Source organism: Leifsonia sp. fls2-241-R2A-40a (genome assembly GCF_030209575.1).
GTDB lineage: Bacteria > Actinomycetota > Actinomycetes > Actinomycetales > Microbacteriaceae > Leifsonia.
Genome location: NZ_JARVRS010000001.1, coordinates 787,627 through 801,483 on the forward strand (window position 1 = coordinate 787,627; position 13,857 = coordinate 801,483).

At 69.8% G+C, this 13,857-nt stretch carries 17 protein-coding genes; 6 read left to right on the forward strand and 11 right to left on the reverse strand.

Annotation, left to right across the window (positions count from 1 at the left end; all coding sequences use genetic code 11):
- Nucleotides 1–5 precede the first annotated feature (5 nt).
- From QRN40_RS03825 to QRN40_RS03855, 7 genes are all read right to left on the reverse strand, one after another.
- Nucleotides 6–554: a hypothetical protein gene (locus tag QRN40_RS03825; RefSeq protein ID WP_285114155.1), complete on the reverse strand. Its 549-nt coding sequence runs from the start codon at nucleotides 552–554 to the stop codon at nucleotides 6–8.
- Between the two features lie 123 nt (nucleotides 555–677).
- Nucleotides 678–2,354, reverse strand: coding sequence for a thiamine pyrophosphate-binding protein (locus QRN40_RS03830; protein WP_285114157.1), 1,677 nt, complete (start codon nucleotides 2,352–2,354; stop codon nucleotides 678–680).
- A gap of 3 nt (nucleotides 2,355–2,357) precedes the next feature.
- On the reverse strand, nucleotides 2,358–4,052 hold the full coding sequence (locus tag QRN40_RS03835; RefSeq protein WP_285114158.1) for an amidohydrolase: 1,695 nt from the start codon (nucleotides 4,050–4,052) through the stop codon (nucleotides 2,358–2,360).
- Nucleotides 4,053–4,066: 14 nt separating this feature from the next.
- Nucleotides 4,067–5,059 carry a C-terminal binding protein gene (locus QRN40_RS03840; RefSeq protein ID WP_285114159.1) on the reverse strand — a complete coding sequence of 331 codons (993 nt, stop codon included), beginning with the start codon at nucleotides 5,057–5,059 and terminating at the stop codon, nucleotides 4,067–4,069.
- On the reverse strand, nucleotides 5,049–5,828 hold the full coding sequence (locus QRN40_RS03845) for an amino acid ABC transporter ATP-binding protein (RefSeq protein WP_285114160.1): 780 nt from the start codon (nucleotides 5,826–5,828) through the stop codon (nucleotides 5,049–5,051). Before QRN40_RS03845 ends, QRN40_RS03840 begins: the two co-directional genes overlap by 11 nt.
- The gene (locus tag QRN40_RS03850; RefSeq protein WP_285114161.1) at nucleotides 5,825–6,595 is read right to left on the reverse strand and encodes an amino acid ABC transporter permease; all 771 of its coding nucleotides are present in this window, start codon (nucleotides 6,593–6,595) and stop codon (nucleotides 5,825–5,827) included. Before QRN40_RS03850 ends, QRN40_RS03845 begins: the two co-directional genes overlap by 4 nt.
- Before the next feature lie 30 nt (nucleotides 6,596–6,625).
- On the reverse strand, nucleotides 6,626–7,471 hold the full coding sequence (locus tag QRN40_RS03855; protein ID WP_285114162.1) for an ABC transporter substrate-binding protein: 846 nt from the start codon (nucleotides 7,469–7,471) through the stop codon (nucleotides 6,626–6,628).
- A 205-nt stretch (nucleotides 7,472–7,676) separates the two neighbouring features.
- Here QRN40_RS03855 and QRN40_RS03860 point away from each other — a divergent pair, with 205 nt between their 5' ends.
- A complete protein-coding gene (locus QRN40_RS03860) occupies nucleotides 7,677–8,609 on the forward strand; it encodes an Lrp/AsnC family transcriptional regulator (RefSeq protein ID WP_285114163.1) in 933 nt (310 codons plus the stop codon).
- 1 nt (nucleotide 8,610) lies between these two features.
- On the opposite strand, the gene QRN40_RS03865 is transcribed toward QRN40_RS03860, so the two are convergent.
- Nucleotides 8,611–9,024, reverse strand: coding sequence for a hypothetical protein (locus tag QRN40_RS03865; protein WP_285114164.1), 414 nt, complete (start codon nucleotides 9,022–9,024; stop codon nucleotides 8,611–8,613).
- A gap of 158 nt (nucleotides 9,025–9,182) precedes the next feature.
- On the opposite strand from QRN40_RS03865, the gene ppk2 reads away from it, so the two are divergent.
- Complete coding sequence (gene ppk2, locus QRN40_RS03870; protein ID WP_285114165.1) at nucleotides 9,183–10,091, forward strand: polyphosphate kinase 2; 909 nt, start codon at nucleotides 9,183–9,185, stop codon at nucleotides 10,089–10,091.
- Between the two features lie 9 nt (nucleotides 10,092–10,100).
- Here the strand turns inward: ppk2 and QRN40_RS03875 are convergent, their stop codons facing one another.
- On the reverse strand, nucleotides 10,101–10,517 hold the full coding sequence (locus QRN40_RS03875) for a GNAT family N-acetyltransferase (protein WP_285114166.1): 417 nt from the start codon (nucleotides 10,515–10,517) through the stop codon (nucleotides 10,101–10,103).
- Between the two features lie 121 nt (nucleotides 10,518–10,638).
- Here QRN40_RS03875 and QRN40_RS03880 point away from each other — a divergent pair, with 121 nt between their 5' ends.
- From QRN40_RS03880 to QRN40_RS03895, 4 genes are all read left to right on the forward strand, one after another.
- Complete coding sequence (locus QRN40_RS03880; protein WP_285114167.1) at nucleotides 10,639–11,133, forward strand: peptidoglycan-binding domain-containing protein; 495 nt, start codon at nucleotides 10,639–10,641, stop codon at nucleotides 11,131–11,133.
- Nucleotides 11,134–11,224: 91 nt separating this feature from the next.
- Nucleotides 11,225–11,434, forward strand: a complete 210-nt coding sequence (locus QRN40_RS03885; protein ID WP_285114169.1) for a hypothetical protein — start codon at nucleotides 11,225–11,227, stop codon at nucleotides 11,432–11,434.
- Nucleotides 11,431–11,871: a MarR family winged helix-turn-helix transcriptional regulator gene (locus QRN40_RS03890; protein WP_285114170.1), complete on the forward strand. Its 441-nt coding sequence runs from the start codon at nucleotides 11,431–11,433 to the stop codon at nucleotides 11,869–11,871. Before QRN40_RS03885 ends, QRN40_RS03890 begins: the two co-directional genes overlap by 4 nt.
- A gap of 35 nt (nucleotides 11,872–11,906) precedes the next feature.
- Nucleotides 11,907–12,491: a cation efflux transmembrane domain-containing protein gene (locus QRN40_RS03895; protein ID WP_285114171.1), complete on the forward strand. Its 585-nt coding sequence runs from the start codon at nucleotides 11,907–11,909 to the stop codon at nucleotides 12,489–12,491.
- Here QRN40_RS03895 and QRN40_RS03900 read toward each other — a convergent pair.
- Nucleotides 12,481–13,104 (reverse strand): DNA-3-methyladenine glycosylase family protein, encoded by a 624-nt coding sequence (locus QRN40_RS03900; RefSeq protein WP_285114172.1) that lies wholly within the window; start codon nucleotides 13,102–13,104, stop codon nucleotides 12,481–12,483. The two genes, QRN40_RS03895 and QRN40_RS03900, sit on opposite strands and share 11 nt — an antisense overlap.
- A gap of 10 nt (nucleotides 13,105–13,114) precedes the next feature.
- Complete coding sequence (locus QRN40_RS03905) at nucleotides 13,115–13,825, reverse strand: alpha/beta fold hydrolase (RefSeq protein ID WP_285114174.1); 711 nt, start codon at nucleotides 13,823–13,825, stop codon at nucleotides 13,115–13,117.
- Between the last annotated feature and the right edge of the window lie 32 nt (nucleotides 13,826–13,857).

Sequence of the window (13,857 nt, forward strand, 5' to 3'; positions counted from 1 at the left end):
AAGTATCAGGAGCGGCGGGTCAGCTTCTGCAGGAAACCGGCCACGGGGCGCTGCTGCTCCCCCTGCTGAGCGCCCATGACGATGAGCACAGCGGTCAGAGCGGGCAGCACCCACTGCAGGATGCGCTGCTGCTTCTGGGCGGAGGCCAGCTTCTGCGATGCAGTGGCGTCCGGCTCTGTCACGCCGTCGGCACCCTGCTGCGCGTTCTCACCGATGGTCTTGCCGAGCATCGCCGAGTAGAGGCTCGCCGCGCCGGCGACACCGGTGACGGCGAGCTTCACGATGGTGTTGCCGCGTGCCTCCGGCTGCGCCGCAAGCCGGCCCTTGTTGCCGACGATCAGGCCGACACCGCCGACGCCGTGCACGATGATCGCCGCGAGCTGGACCGGTGCCCACTTCGCCCATCCAGCGGACGACAGCCGCAGGCGCTCCGTGGGATCCTTGGCCTCGGCGGCGCCGCCGTTGAGGCCCACCGCTCCCATCAGGGTGCCGCCGAACCAGGCGGCAAGGCCGAGATCGTGCAGTGAGCGAACTACCGTGTTACGTGCCGACATGATGCGTCCGTTTCTCGTCGAGCAGGACCCGATGATCGGTCCTGCGAAGCGTGAGCCCTACGCAATCACCCGCCTCGTGCGGGCGGCACCGATTGACTTCGCCGGAATCCGTGGGATGCGACGCTAGGCGAACAGCTCCGCCGGAACGTGGACGAGGTTCACTCCGCCCGCGCCCTGCGCCTCGGCCAGGATCGCGGCCAGGTCGCTCCGCTCGCGGACGCGCCACCCGCGGCCGCCGAACGCGTCGGCGAGCGCGGCCCAGTCCGGCTGGGCCAGCCGCACGCCGATCGGTGCAATGCCGCGGTCCGCTTCGTTCTGCTGGATCTCGGCGTAACCGCCGTTCTCGTAGCAGATGACGGTCAGGTCGAGCCGCTGCTCCACCGCGGTCGCGAGCTCCTGGATCGCGAACATGAGCGCGCCGTCGCCGGCCACGCACACGACCGGCCGCCGGTCGGCGCCGCGCTGCGACTCGGCGACCGCGGCGCCGATCGCCGCGGGCAGCCCGTAGCCGAGGGTCGCGTAGGCCGGCGTGTACAAAAAGGCGTGGGGCTCGTCCTGGCGCACCGCGCTCGCCATCCCCAGGTAGGTGATCTGACTGGAGTCGCCCGCCACCACCGCGGCGGCCGGCAGCTCGGCCGCGATCAGGCGGGCGGCCCGATCCGTGACCTCGTCGAACGCGCGCGCCTGCTCGACGCAGTCTGCGCGGACGGCATCCAGGTCGAGCCACGCCCCGCGCGTACCGGCGCCGACAGCATCCAGCAGCTGCGGCACCACCGCCTCGGAATGGCCGACGAGCACGACGTCGGACGCCACGTTCTTCTGGCCCTGACCGGCGAGGATGTCGACCCGGATGACGCTTCCCTGCGGCGCGATCACCCCGCCCCACAGCTCGGCCTCGCCGACCTTCGCCCCGACGATGAGCACCGCGTCGGCGCCGTTCACGACGTCCCGCGCCGCGCCCAGACGCAACTCGGCTCCGACCACCAGCGGGTGCGACTCGGCGACGACGCCTTTGCCGTTGAGCGTGCTGACGACAGGCGCCCCCAACCGCTCCGCGAGGGCGGTGACGGCCGCGCCCGCGCGGGTGGACCCGCCGCCCACGACGATGGCGGGCCGGGATGCTCCCGCCAGCAGGGCCGCCGCGCGCGCCACCAGGTGGCCGTCGGCGCTCTGGAGTCCGGGATGCGGACGCGGCTCGCGGTCGGCGCCGGGAACGTCGGCGGGCCCTTCGAGCACGTCCAGCGGGATCTCGACGTGCACGGGGCGCGGACGCCCGGTCCGGAACATCCGGAACGCGTCGTGCACCGCCTCCACCGCCTCGGCGGCCGTCGTGACGCGACGGCTCCACTCGACGATCGCTCCGCTCGCGGCCGTGGCGTCCTTCGTCTCGTGCAGCGTGCCGACGTCGGCGAACTCCGCGCCGAGCGCGACCCCCGGCGACAGGATGATGAGCGGGCGCGACTCGCAGTACGCCGTGCCCGCGGCCGACAGAGCGTTCAGCAGCCCCGGGCCGGAGGTGGTGATGACCACTCCTGGACGGCCCGTCCGCTGCGCCCACCCGTCGGCGGCGTAGCCGGCGCCCTGCTCGTGCCGTGCGGTGACCGCGTGGATGCCGAGACGCGGAAGGTGGCGGTAGAACTCGAGGTTGTGCGTGCCGGGGATGCCGAATACGGTGTCCACGCCGTAACCGCGGATCGTCTGCAGCACGGCGAGGCCCGCGTTGTCGACCGCGACTCCTGCGGCCGCGGCGGCATCCCGCTCCTCCTGGCCGACGACGTCGGCGCTGATCGTCGAGGTCATCGGTCACGCCTCCACGAGTGCGGGCGCTGCGGCGTACCGACGGTCGCCGTCGATCCAGGTCTCCCGCACGGCGATCTCGCCGATCGCCGCCGCCTCGACTTCGTCGGGATCGGCGGACAGCACGGCGAAGTCGGCGCGCTTGCCGACCTCGAGGCTGCCGAGGTCGTCCTCGCGCCCGAGGGTGCGCGCGGCCTCGATGGTGTGGCCGCGGAGGGCGGTGAGCCGGTCGATGCGGAGGTCGTCCGGTCCGAGCTGGTGGCCGCGGCGCGTGACGCGCGTGACCGCCACCTGGATCGCCTCCAGCGGGCGCGGCTGGGCCACCGGAGCATCCGACGAGAGGGTCACCGGGACCCCGGCACGCACAAACTCACCGAGCGGGTTGAAGCGCTCGCCCGGAGTGCCGATGGCGTCCTCGACGCCCTCGCCCCAGTTGTAGTAGTGCTGGGGCTGATTGACGGGCCGGATGCCGGCGGCGGCCATCCGCTCGATCTGCTCGGGGGTCGGCAGGCCGCAGTGCTCGATGCGGTGACGCGAGTCCGGTCGCGGGTCGTCTCCCTGAGCGGCCTCGATGGCGTCGACCACCATCTCGATCGCGGTCGGCGACTGGGCGTGCGTGGCCGTCTGGAGCCCTGCCGAGTGCGCGCGGGCGATGAGCGCCCGGTACTCCGCGGGCTCGTGGTAGAGCTGGCCGGTGCGGCAGGGGTCGCCGACGTAGCCGTCGGGGAAGTATGCCGTCCAGCCGCCGAGGGTGCCGTCCGCGTACAGCTTGATGCCCGCGACGCTCAGCTGCGAGTTGCCGAACTGGCCGTGCAGGCCGATGTCGAGCGCCTCATCCAGCAGGTGCGAGAGCAGGTACATCGTCGCGCGCAGGTGCAGTCCTTTGCGCTCGGCGAGCCGCAGGTAAGTGTCGAACTCGCGGCGGGAGACCTGCGCATCGCCGATCGTCGTCACGCCGCCCTCGAGGAACACGCGCTGCGCCGCCTCCAGCTGGCGCACGTGCTCCTCCGGCGCGTCCCCGAGGTGGAAGTTCGGGCCGTGGTGTCCGATCTTCACGCCGTGCACGCCGGTCAGGATGTTGCACGCCGCATCCGACAGCTCCCCCGTGAGCTCGCCGTCGGCGTCGCGGAAGAACTCGCCGCCGACCGGGTTCGGGGTGTCCCGCGTGATGCCGAACTTCTTGAAGGTGAAGCTGTTGACGACGCCGCCATGACCGGAGGCGTTCATCAGGTACACCTCGCGGTCGGTGGCGACGGCATCCAGCTCGAACCGAGTCGGGTGCCGCTGCTCGGCCAAGTTGCGCTGCTCGTACCCGTAGCCGCGGACCGGCAGGTCGTCCGGCGTCCGCCCGGCTGCGTCGCTCAGCAGCGCGACGATCTCGGGGATGCTTCCCGCCTTCTCGGGACCGCAGTCGACCCAGCTCATCATCTGGCCGAGCATGAGCGGATGCGCGTGCGCGTCGACGAACCCGGGCACGACGACCGCGTCGCCCAGATCGTGGACGCGCGGCGCCTGCGCGGTGTAGCGGGCCGCGGCGTCACGGCACTCGTCGAAGGTCCCGGTGGCGGCGATCAGGCCGTTCACGACGAGCATCGCGGTGACGACCGAGTCGGCGTCGTCGAGCGTGCGGATGCGGCGGGCCAGCACGATTTGGGCGCCCTGCTCGTCGAGTGGGCGGTCGGGGAGGGAGAGCTTGCGCATGAGGGTCCTTCGCGTCAGAGGGCGGCGGCGGCCACGGGACGGTTGACGGGGGTGATCGGGGCGCCGTCCGCGAACAGCGCGACGACGTTCTGCGCCTGGCTGGTGGCGTAGGCCCTCCCCGTCCGGGAAGAGAGGTAGGCGATGTGCGGGGTCAGCACGACGCGGGGGTGGGTGCGGAACGGGTGGTCGGCGGGCGCCGGCTCGGTGGCGAGCACGTCGAGGCCCGCGCCCGAGAGATGACCGGAGTCGAGCGACGCGAGCACGGCCTCCTCGTCGAGGAGTCCGCCGCGGCTGACGTTGACCAGCACGGCCCCCGCGGGGAGCGCGGCGAGGAAGGCGGCGTCGACGAATCCTGCCGTCTCGTCGGTGAGTGGAACGTGCAGCGACAGCACGTCCGACGACGCGAGCAGCTCGTCCAGCTCCACCCGGCGGATGCCGGCTGCGGCGAGACCCGCCCGCGTCGCTTCGTCGTCGGGCAGCATCGGGTCGGTGCCCAGGACCTCCGCGAACAGCGGGGAGGCGAACTCGGCGAACCGGCGTCCGATCCGGCCGAGGCCCAGGACGCCGACGGTGCTCTCCGTCGTCGCCTTCGGCGCCGCGTCCAGTCCCCAACCGCCTTCCCGCGTCGTACGCGCGGCTCGGTCGACCGAGCGGGTGGCCAGGGCGAGCGCCAGAGCGTGCGCCGCGACCTCGTCCGTGGCGGCGCCGACGATGTTGGCGACCCAGACACCGGCCTCGGTCGCAGACTCCACGTCGACGTTGTCGTAGCCCATCGACAGCAGCGAGATGATGCGCAGCCGCGGCAGCCGGGCGATGACGTCGGCGGTGATGCGGGCGTAGCCGACCATCAGCGCCTCCGCCTCCTGAGCCGCCGCGACGATCTCGTCGGCATCGCGGGTCTCGAGGCGGAGTACGCGCAAGCCGGCGGCTTCCAGGAGCGCGATGCCGGGGGCCGGGTCGATGTCGTCGGTGTCGGTGTAGACGACCAGCGGGCGCTCAGTGGACATGGCTCAGGAACCTCTTCGTGCGCTCGTGCTGCGGGTTCTCGAAGAACTCGTCCGGGGCGGCCTGCTCCACGAGGACGCCCGAGTCGAACAGGGAGACCTCGTCGGCGGCACGCCGTGCGAAGCGCACTTCGTGCGTGACGACGATCATCGTCATGCCGTCCGCTGCCAGCTGCTCCATCACATCCAGCACCTCGCCGACCAGCTCGGGGTCGAGGGCGGAGGTCGGCTCGTCGAACAGCATCACCTGGGGGTTGAGGACGAGCGCCCGGGCGATCGCGACGCGCTGCTGCTGGCCTCCCGACAGCTCGGACGGGAAGTGCCCCGCACGCTCGCCCAGACCGACCCGCTCCAGGATGGCGTACGCCCGGTCCCTGGCCTGGGCCTTATCCGCCTTCTGCACATCCGTCAGCGCGAGGGCGACGTTGTCGAGCGCGTTCATGTGCGGGAAGAGGTTGAACTTCTGGAAGACCATGCCGATCTGGCGGCGCTCGACGGCGAGCTTGCGCTCGTGGTGGTATTGCGGCCGGTCGATGGGCCCTGTCGCGCCGATCCGGGCGCCGTCGAGCAGCACCTCCCCTTGATCGGCGGACTCCAGAAGTGCCATCAGCCGCAGCATGGTCGACTTGCCCGAGCCGCTGGGGCCGAGCACCGCCTTCACCTGTCCGCGGTGGATCTCGAACTCGACACCCTTGAGCACCTCGAGCCCGGCGTAGCGCTTGTGCAGCCCCTTCACCTGGAGCGCCGGCGTCTGCGTGGCGACCGTGGTCATGCGTTCACGCCCTTTCGTGCGCGGCGGACCTTGGTCACCGCGATGAACTCCGTGTCCGTCGCCGTCGTGCGCATCAGCTTCTTGGTCCCCCGCGAGGTCCACAGGAAGCGCTTCTCGATCCGGCTCTGGATGAGCGTGATGATCGTCACGATGACGAGGTAGTAGATGATGGCCACCGCGTAGTACTCGGCGTACCGGAAGGTCACGTTGACTCCGACCTGGGCGGTCGTGAGCAGCTCCTGGAGCGAGATGACCGACGCCAGTGACGAGTACTTGACCAGGCCGATGAACTCGTTGCCGGTCGGCGGCAGCGCCGTCCGGATGGCCTGCGGGAGGATCACCTTCCGCATGACCGAGGCGGGCGTCATCCCGAGCGCACGGCCCGCGAGGCCCTGGCCGTCGTCGACGCTGTTCAGCGCCGAGCGGATGATCTCCGCCATGAACGCCGCCTCCACCAGCCCGAGGCCGACCGATGCCGCGATGAACGGCGAGTACCAGTCGGCCTTGAGAAACGGCAGCAGCTGCGGGAGCGCGTTCCACATGATGAGCAGGACGAGCAGTGCCGGGATGGCGCGGAAGAACCAGATGTACGCACCCGAGAGGAGGGTGCCCCACCGGCTGGCGGAGGTGCGCCCGAGCGCCAGCACGAAGCCGAGCACCGTGGCGATGACGAGGGAGACCACCGCCACCCCGATGGAGAGCAGCGCTCCCCACAGATACTGCGGATTGACCAGCTGTTCCCAGAAGATCTGAGGATCGAAGCCCATTGCGGGGTCCTCCGTTCTCGGGTCGGACGCTCAGTTGTGGACGTCGAGGGCGGCGGCGTCGAGCTTGTACTGCTCCGCGAGCTTCTTCAGCGTGCCGTCGTCGTAGAGCGCCTTCAGACCCGATGCCACGGATGCGCTGAGCTTGTCGCCCTTGCGGCTGAACACTCCGAACGTCGTCTCGGACGGGAAGACGCCCTTGGCCACGGCGAGCTTGCCGTCGTTCTGCGAGGCGATGTAGGCGGCGCCGACGTTCGTCTCGACCAGCACGTCCGCCTTGCCGTTGAGCACGGCCAGCACGGTCTGGGCGGTCTGCGGGTAGTCGCTGTGCGTGATCTCCTTCTTGCCCTGGTCGACGCACTTCTTGGAGAGCTCGGTCACGTCGGTCGAGTTGGCCGAGGCCGACTGCGTCACGACGCGCAGGCCGCACAGGTCCTCCTGCTTGCCGAGCTTGCGAGCGAGTCCGGGGGCGGCGACGGCGGTGGGGCCGGCCTGCATGTAGGGCGAGGAGTCCGCGATCGCCTTGCGAGCGTCGCTCTCGTACAGTCCGCTCCAGACGATGTCGCAGCGGCCGGCGTTGAGGCCCGGCATCAGACCGTCGAAGGAGGTGACGGCGAACTTCGCCTTCACGCCCCAGTGGTCGGCGAGCGCACGGACGCCGTCGGCGTCGAAACCGACGATGTCGCCGCTGGAGCCGTTCTTGTACGACTCGAGCGGGGCGTACTCGGGGTCGATGCAGGCCGTCAGCGTGCCCGACTGGATCAGACCGGCCGGAGCCTTCGATGAGGCGGAACCGCCGCTGGCGGCAGTGCTGGAACACGCGGTGAGGACGAGCGCTGCGGCAGCGACTCCCGCAAATCCGAGGACACGCAGTTTCATGGTTCTTCTCCAATGAAGGGGGCCGGTGAGGGTGTGTCGATGATGCACGAGCCGGTCCCCGGGTGTCAACACTGTTTTTCTGTTTTGACCCGTGATTGTTACAAATACGAATCATTCGGGTGACACCAGTGCAGTTTTTCGCTCGTACGCGTGGTTTACATCGTAAATCTGCTCTGAATACGTCCCCGTGCGATACGGTGGCCCGGTGGATGAGATCACGGAGGGCGCGGTCGCCCTGCTCCGACGCGACGGGCGAGCCTCCTACAGCGACCTCGCCCGGCGCCTCGGCACGACTCGCGCCAACGTGGCCCGCCGCATCTCGCCGATGCTCGAAGACGGGTCGCTCCGGGTGATCGCAGCGGTGCATCCCCGGCTGCTCGGGCTCGACGTGCTCGCCCACCTGATGGTGCGCGCGCAGGGCGACGTCTACGCGCTGGCCCGGCGGATCGCACAGATCGATGCAACGGTCTTCATCTCGGAGATCACCGGCCCCATGCAGCTGGTCATCGAGGTGCACCTGACCACCCTCACCGAGCTGCAGACGGTCGTGCGCCAGGTGCGCGCGATGCCCGGCGTGGACGAGGTCGCGGTCATGCTCTACGAGCGGATGCTCCGCAGCTTCTTCCTCGGCGCGGAGCCCCGCCTCATCCCCCACTCACTGGACGAGGTGGACCTGCAGATCATGGAGCTCCTGCAGGAGGACGGCCGGCTGGGCTACGCGGAGATGAGCGAGAAGGTCGGGCTCTCCATCAGCGGATGCCGCACCCGGCTCACGCGGCTCATCGACTCGGGGGCCATGCAGATCGGCGCGGTCGTCCGGCGCGAGCGGGCGGACGCCGAGGGCCTGGCGTTCGGGTTCGGCATCGTGCTGGACGGGGACGACGCCCAGGCTCTGGAGCTCCTGCTGGCCGAGCCGATGCTCGAGTTCCTGGCGTCCGGCGTCGGCCGGTTCGACCTGGTCGCCACGATCACCTTCCGCGGCCTCGACGAGCTGACCAGCCTGCTCTCCCGGCTGCGCACCGCGCCCGGCGTGAAGTTCGTCAACGAGTGGATGCACGCCCGTGTCCACGAGGAGCGGTACCAGAACAGCCTCAACCGCATCCGCTCGGCTCGTGAGGAGACGGCCGCGCCGCGCTGAGTCAGCGGCCGACGGCCGCCCTCAGGATCGCGGCGACGCGCTCCTTCTCTGCGGCGTCCAGCTTCGTCACGGCGAAGCCGACCGGCCACAGGTTGCCGTCGTCGAGCGTCGCCGCCTGCTGGAACTCGAGGGTCGCGTAGCGGATCTTGAATTTCGAGCCCGGCTTGAACGCGACGACCGTCTTGCCGTCGGCGTCCGCGTAGGCGGGCATCCCGTACCAGGTCTTCGCGGCCAGCGACGTGTTCTCGGCGACGAGCCGGTGGAAGGCCTCGGCGAGCTCCTTGTCGGTGCCGGTCAGTGCGGCGATCGCGGCCTCGCAGGCGGCCGCCGCATCCGCGCCCTCCTGCTGCGCCTTCTTCTCGGCGATGGCCGCCTTCATCGCGGCCTTCTCCTCTTTGCTGAACGTGGTGGTCATGGCGTCCTCTTCCTCCGATGTGGTGCGACCAATCTAGGTCGGCGTCGACGACGTGCGCTTCTCCATTCCTGCTCGGTCACAGGCCGCCGACACTCGAACCGGCCGTTCATCCATCCCGCGTACACTCCGGACATCGACACCGGCGACCAGGAGGAACGATGGCCGACGAGGCACCCACGAGCGAGCTTCGCGAGTACATCGAGCATCTGCGGGCGACCGGGTACACCGTCCAGGGCGGTCACACCCCCGACCCGGATCTGATCGATCCCGAGGGCAACCCCGTCTACACCTGGCAGGAGGGGTACCCCTACGCCGAGCGGATGTCCCGCGAGGAGTACGAGCTCGAGAAGTACCAGCTGCAAGTGGAGCTGCTGAAGTTCCAGTACTGGCTGGAGGACAACGACCGCCGCGCGGTGATCGTGTTCGAGGGCCGCGACGCGGCCGGCAAGGGCGGCACCATCAAGCGCTTCACCGAGCACCTGAACCCGCGCACCTCCCGGGTGGTCGCGCTGACCAAGCCGAACAGCCGCGAGCGCGGCCAGTGGTACTTCCAGCGCTACGTGCAGCACCTGCCGACGGCCGGCGAGATCGTGATGTTCGACCGCTCCTGGTACAACCGGGCGAACGTCGAGCGCGTCATGGGTTTCTGCACGGACGAGGAGTACGAGACGTTCATGGCGCAGGCTCCGGCGTTCGAGAAGATGCTGGTCGACTCGGGCATCCACCTCACCAAGTTCTGGTTCTCGGTGTCGCGCACCGAGCAGCGCACGCGGTTCGCGATGCGTCAGCTGGACCCGGTGCGCCGCTGGAAGCTCTCGCCCATGGACATCGCCTCCCTCGACCGGTGGGACGAGTACACCGCCGCCAAGGAGGAGATGTTCCGCCGCACCGACAAGCGGCACGCCCCCTGGACGATCGTGCGCTCCAACGACAAGAAGCGCGCCCGCGTCAATGCGATGCGGTACTTCCTCGGCCAGTTCGACTACGACGGCAAGGACCCGGCGGTCGTCAAACGTCCGGACCCGCTGATCGTGATGCGCGGCAAGAGGCTCGACGCGGACGAGTGAGGCGGCGGTTCAGCTCCGGTCGAGCAGCGTGGCGTACTCGTCGTGCGCGTCGATGAACGTCTTCACGATGGGGCACTGCACCTTCACCAGCAGCCCCTCCGAGCGGATGGTGTCGAGCACGCGGCGGATGAGTGCCGTCGCGACGCCCTGGCCCCGGAACTCCGGGAACACAGAGGTGGCGATCAGCGTGATGACGTCGCCCTGGCGCTCGTAGGTGATGCCGCCGACGAGGGTGTCGCCACTGACCGCGTCGTAGGTCTTCGTCTCGGGGTTCTCCACGACGAAGAAGTCGATGCCGGGCTGCGCCTCCCCGGTCGTCTTCACCTCGTCGACCAGCACCTGCTGCGTCTCGCTGAGTGTGCCGGTGCCGTCCGGGTAACCCGCCTCGTCCGGGTACTCGAACGATCCGCTCGTGTCGTCCGTCATCGTCTTCCCTCTCAGTCCGACCACCCTCCCGCACCTCGCGAGATGTTCACACGCTATCCCGTCTAGCCGTGCGCGGCGCAGGCTGCGAAACTTCTCGCGGAAACGAGCGGAGGAGCGGGACATGTCGAATCCAGGTCAGCCGACGGTGCAGCAGGGCGATAGCGGCGAGGCGGTCAGGAGGGTGCAGCGCGCGCTCCGGCGGACGCCGAATCCGAGCATCGTCGTGGATGGGATCTTCGGCCCGGCGACACACGCGGCGGTCGTCGAGTTCCAGCAGGGATCGGGGCTCGTGCCCGACGGCATCGTCGGCCCCCTGACCTGGGCCGCGCTGCCGGACGGAGGGCCCATGCCGGTCCTGAGCGAGGGCTCCACCGGACCGGTCGTGTCGAGCCTGCAGACCATCCTGACCAACGGCGCCGATCAGTGGGGAGGCGTCACGCCGCAGGGTATCGACGGCATCTTCGGCCCGCACACCCGCGCGGCGGTCGAAGCGTTCCAGGGGTGGGGCGGCGTCACCGTCGACGGGATCGTCGGCGACCAGACCTGGGGCGTCTCCCTGCATGCGGCTAGCGCGACGCTGGAGTCGGCCGTCGGGCTGGAGTACGTCGAGTCGTAACCCTGTCGGGGCGTCAGCCGTGCAGATGCGGTCATTTAGTGCAATAATGGTTTGCGTACTAATGATCCGGATTCTATACGAGAGGAACCTCATGGCCAGCCGCTTCTGGCGCTTCTACGAAAGTGCCAACCGGGTCGTCCGGACGTTCACCGGCCCGGCACAGCTCGGAGCGGGCCACCCGGAGGAGCCCGACGTGCGCCGCGCCGACGCCGCCTGCCCGCTCTGCGGCAAGCCGCTCGACCAGCACCGCATCGAACGCTTCGCGGACTCGCGCACCTCCACGCGCATCCACTGCCCGTGACCGGCACGGCGAACCCGCTCGCCCTCGAGAGCCAGGTCTGCTTCGCCCTGTCCGTCGCCGCCCGCTCGGTGATCGCCCTCTACCGTCCCGTGCTCGAGCCGGTCGGCCTGACCCATCCGCAATACCTGGTGATGCTCGCGCTCTGGGAGAACCAGCCGCTGTCGGTCCGGCAGCTCGCCGACCTCCTCGCCCTCGATTCCGCAACGGTCTCCCCGCTGCTGAAGCGGCTGGAGGCGCTCGGCTATGTCACCCGGCAACGGTCCGCCATGGACGAGCGGGTGATGGAGGTCACGCTCACCACGGCCGGACGGGAGCTGCGCACGTATGCGGAGACCATCCCGACGACGATGATGAAGCGGCTCGGGATGGGGCCCGACGAGTTGCGCGAACTGCACCGCGCGATGAGCACCCTCATCAGCGCGACGCGGAGCCTGTAGCCGGCCGACTACGCTCCCGCACCTAGGCTCGGGGTGTGAGCGCCACAGACACCGCGCGGCTGCGTCGAACCGGCATCGGTCTCGAAATCGTGACGTTGACGTGGAACGTGGTCGGGGTGGTCCTGCTCGGCGTCCTGGCGTGGCAGTCGCGATCCGTTGCGCTTCTCGCCTTCGGTCTCGACAGCCTCATCGAGATCGGTGCGAGCGCCGTCGTCGTCTGGGAGCTCAGCGGCAGCGGCGACGCGCGCCGACGATTCGCTCTGCGGCTGATCGGATGGGCGTTCGTGCTCCTGGCCGCCTACCTCCTGGTGCAGGCCGTCGTCGCGCTCGCCACGGGCCACCACTCCTCACCTGTCCTGGGAGGCGTCGGCTGGACGGCTGCGACAGCGGTCGTGATGTTCGCGCTGGCCTGGGGCAAGCACCGGGTGGGGACGCGGCTCGGGAATCCGGTGCTCATCACGGAGGGCCGGGTGACCCTGATCGACGGAGTCCTGGCGACCGCAGTGCTCGCCGGACTCCTGCTCGACCTGCTGTTCGGACTCTGGTGGGCGGACCCGCTTGCGGCACTCGTAGTGGTGTTCTACGCCCTCCGTGAGGCGATGCACATCTTCAGGGAGTGACCAGGGACCGCCAGAGGAGCGCGGAGGCGTAGGTCCGGTAGGGCGCCCAGCGCTCGCCCCTGCGACGGACCTCGTCAATGCTCGGCACCGCCTCCAGGCCATCCAGACGCTGCACGGCCATGCGGATGCCCAGGTCCCCCGCCGGCAGGATGTCTGCCCGGTGCAGCTGGTGGATGAGGAACATCTCCGCGCTCCACGGGCCGATGCCTCTGACGCTGGTCAGCGCATCCACCGCTTGCTGGTCGGTGAGGTCGCCGAGGTCATCGATCGGCAGCGTCCCGGAGACGACCGCTTCAGCGAGGCTCCGCAGGTAGGTCGCCTTCGCGTGCGACATGCCGAGCTCTCTCAGCCGGTCGACGTCGAGTCGCAGCACCGCCTCGGGAGTGGGTACGCCGCCGGTCGCCGCCGCAAGGCGGTCGTAAAGGAGAAGTGCGACGGCGGTGGAGATCTGCTGCGCGGCGATGTGGAGGACCATGCCGGCGAAGTTGCTGCCCTCGGTTCGGCCGCCGTCCGGGTACGTGAACGGGTCGGCGTCGCCGTAGGCGTCGACGAGGGGGCGCAGGGCATCATCCGCCGCGGCAAGCGAGGCGTACGCCGGCGCGGGGCGGATCATCGCGTCCTGTTCAGCTCTCCGTCGCTGCAGTTCGCACCAGGTCGGCGACCACATCCGGGTGCGAGATCCCGACCACATGGGACGCGCCCGGCACCTCCACGGTCCGGCGAGCGCGAGCCCTCTCCGCCATGAACCGGTGGGATGCGACCGGGATGTTGCGGTCGCGCTCGCCGAACACGAACCACGACGGGAGCGACTGCCACGCCTGCGGGCCGGACGACGCTTCGTTCAGAGCGACATCAGTGATCGGCCTCTGGGTGACCGCGAGCACCGCCGCATCCTCGTCGCTCAGGTCCTCCGCGAACTGGCGGTGGAACTTCGCTTGATCGATGAAGGTGTCGTTCACGCCCTCTCCGAGCGGGAACATCACGAGCGTCTCGCCGAGCGTCCCGCCGGGGAACTTGCCGGCCAGGTCCCCTGCACTCTCGCCGGGTGCTGGCGCGAAGCCGGCGACGTACACCAGGCCGACGACCGAGTCGCCGCGCGCCGCGCCCTGCGACATCACCATCCCGCCGTACGAATGGCCGATGACGAGGACGCGGCCTTCGATGCCGGCGATGATCTGGGCGAGGTAGTCCGCGTCGGTCGCCACGCTCCGCAAGGGGTTGGCTACCGCCACCGACCGGAATTCGGGGAGCCGCTGCACGACCCCCGTCCAGCTCGCGGACTCCGCGTATGCTCCGTGGACGAAAAGCAGGGTGGGCAGGTCGTGGTCGCTCATGCGCGGCATGCTAGCGCTGCGCACGCCGCAGT

Coding starts and splice junctions, on each gene's coding strand:
- QRN40_RS03825 (WP_285114155.1), bottom strand. CDS start 554: ATGTCGGCACGTAACACGGTAGTTCGCTCACTGCACGATCTCGGCCTT.
- QRN40_RS03830 (WP_285114157.1), bottom strand. CDS start 2,354: ATGACCTCGACGATCAGCGCCGACGTCGTCGGCCAGGAGGAGCGGGAT.
- QRN40_RS03835 (WP_285114158.1), bottom strand. CDS start 4,052: ATGCGCAAGCTCTCCCTCCCCGACCGCCCACTCGACGAGCAGGGCGCC.
- QRN40_RS03840 (WP_285114159.1), bottom strand. CDS start 5,059: ATGTCCACTGAGCGCCCGCTGGTCGTCTACACCGACACCGACGACATC.
- QRN40_RS03845 (WP_285114160.1), bottom strand. CDS start 5,828: ATGACCACGGTCGCCACGCAGACGCCGGCGCTCCAGGTGAAGGGGCTG.
- QRN40_RS03850 (WP_285114161.1), bottom strand. CDS start 6,595: ATGGGCTTCGATCCTCAGATCTTCTGGGAACAGCTGGTCAATCCGCAG.
- QRN40_RS03855 (WP_285114162.1), bottom strand. CDS start 7,471: ATGAAACTGCGTGTCCTCGGATTTGCGGGAGTCGCTGCCGCAGCGCTC.
- QRN40_RS03865 (WP_285114164.1), bottom strand. CDS start 9,024: ATGACCACCACGTTCAGCAAAGAGGAGAAGGCCGCGATGAAGGCGGCC.
- ppk2 (WP_285114165.1), top strand. CDS start 9,183: ATGGCCGACGAGGCACCCACGAGCGAGCTTCGCGAGTACATCGAGCAT.
- QRN40_RS03875 (WP_285114166.1), bottom strand. CDS start 10,517: ATGACGGACGACACGAGCGGATCGTTCGAGTACCCGGACGAGGCGGGT.
- QRN40_RS03880 (WP_285114167.1), top strand. CDS start 10,639: ATGTCGAATCCAGGTCAGCCGACGGTGCAGCAGGGCGATAGCGGCGAG.
- QRN40_RS03885 (WP_285114169.1), top strand. CDS start 11,225: ATGGCCAGCCGCTTCTGGCGCTTCTACGAAAGTGCCAACCGGGTCGTC.
- QRN40_RS03900 (WP_285114172.1), bottom strand. CDS start 13,104: ATGATCCGCCCCGCGCCGGCGTACGCCTCGCTTGCCGCGGCGGATGAT.
- QRN40_RS03905 (WP_285114174.1), bottom strand. CDS start 13,825: ATGAGCGACCACGACCTGCCCACCCTGCTTTTCGTCCACGGAGCATAC.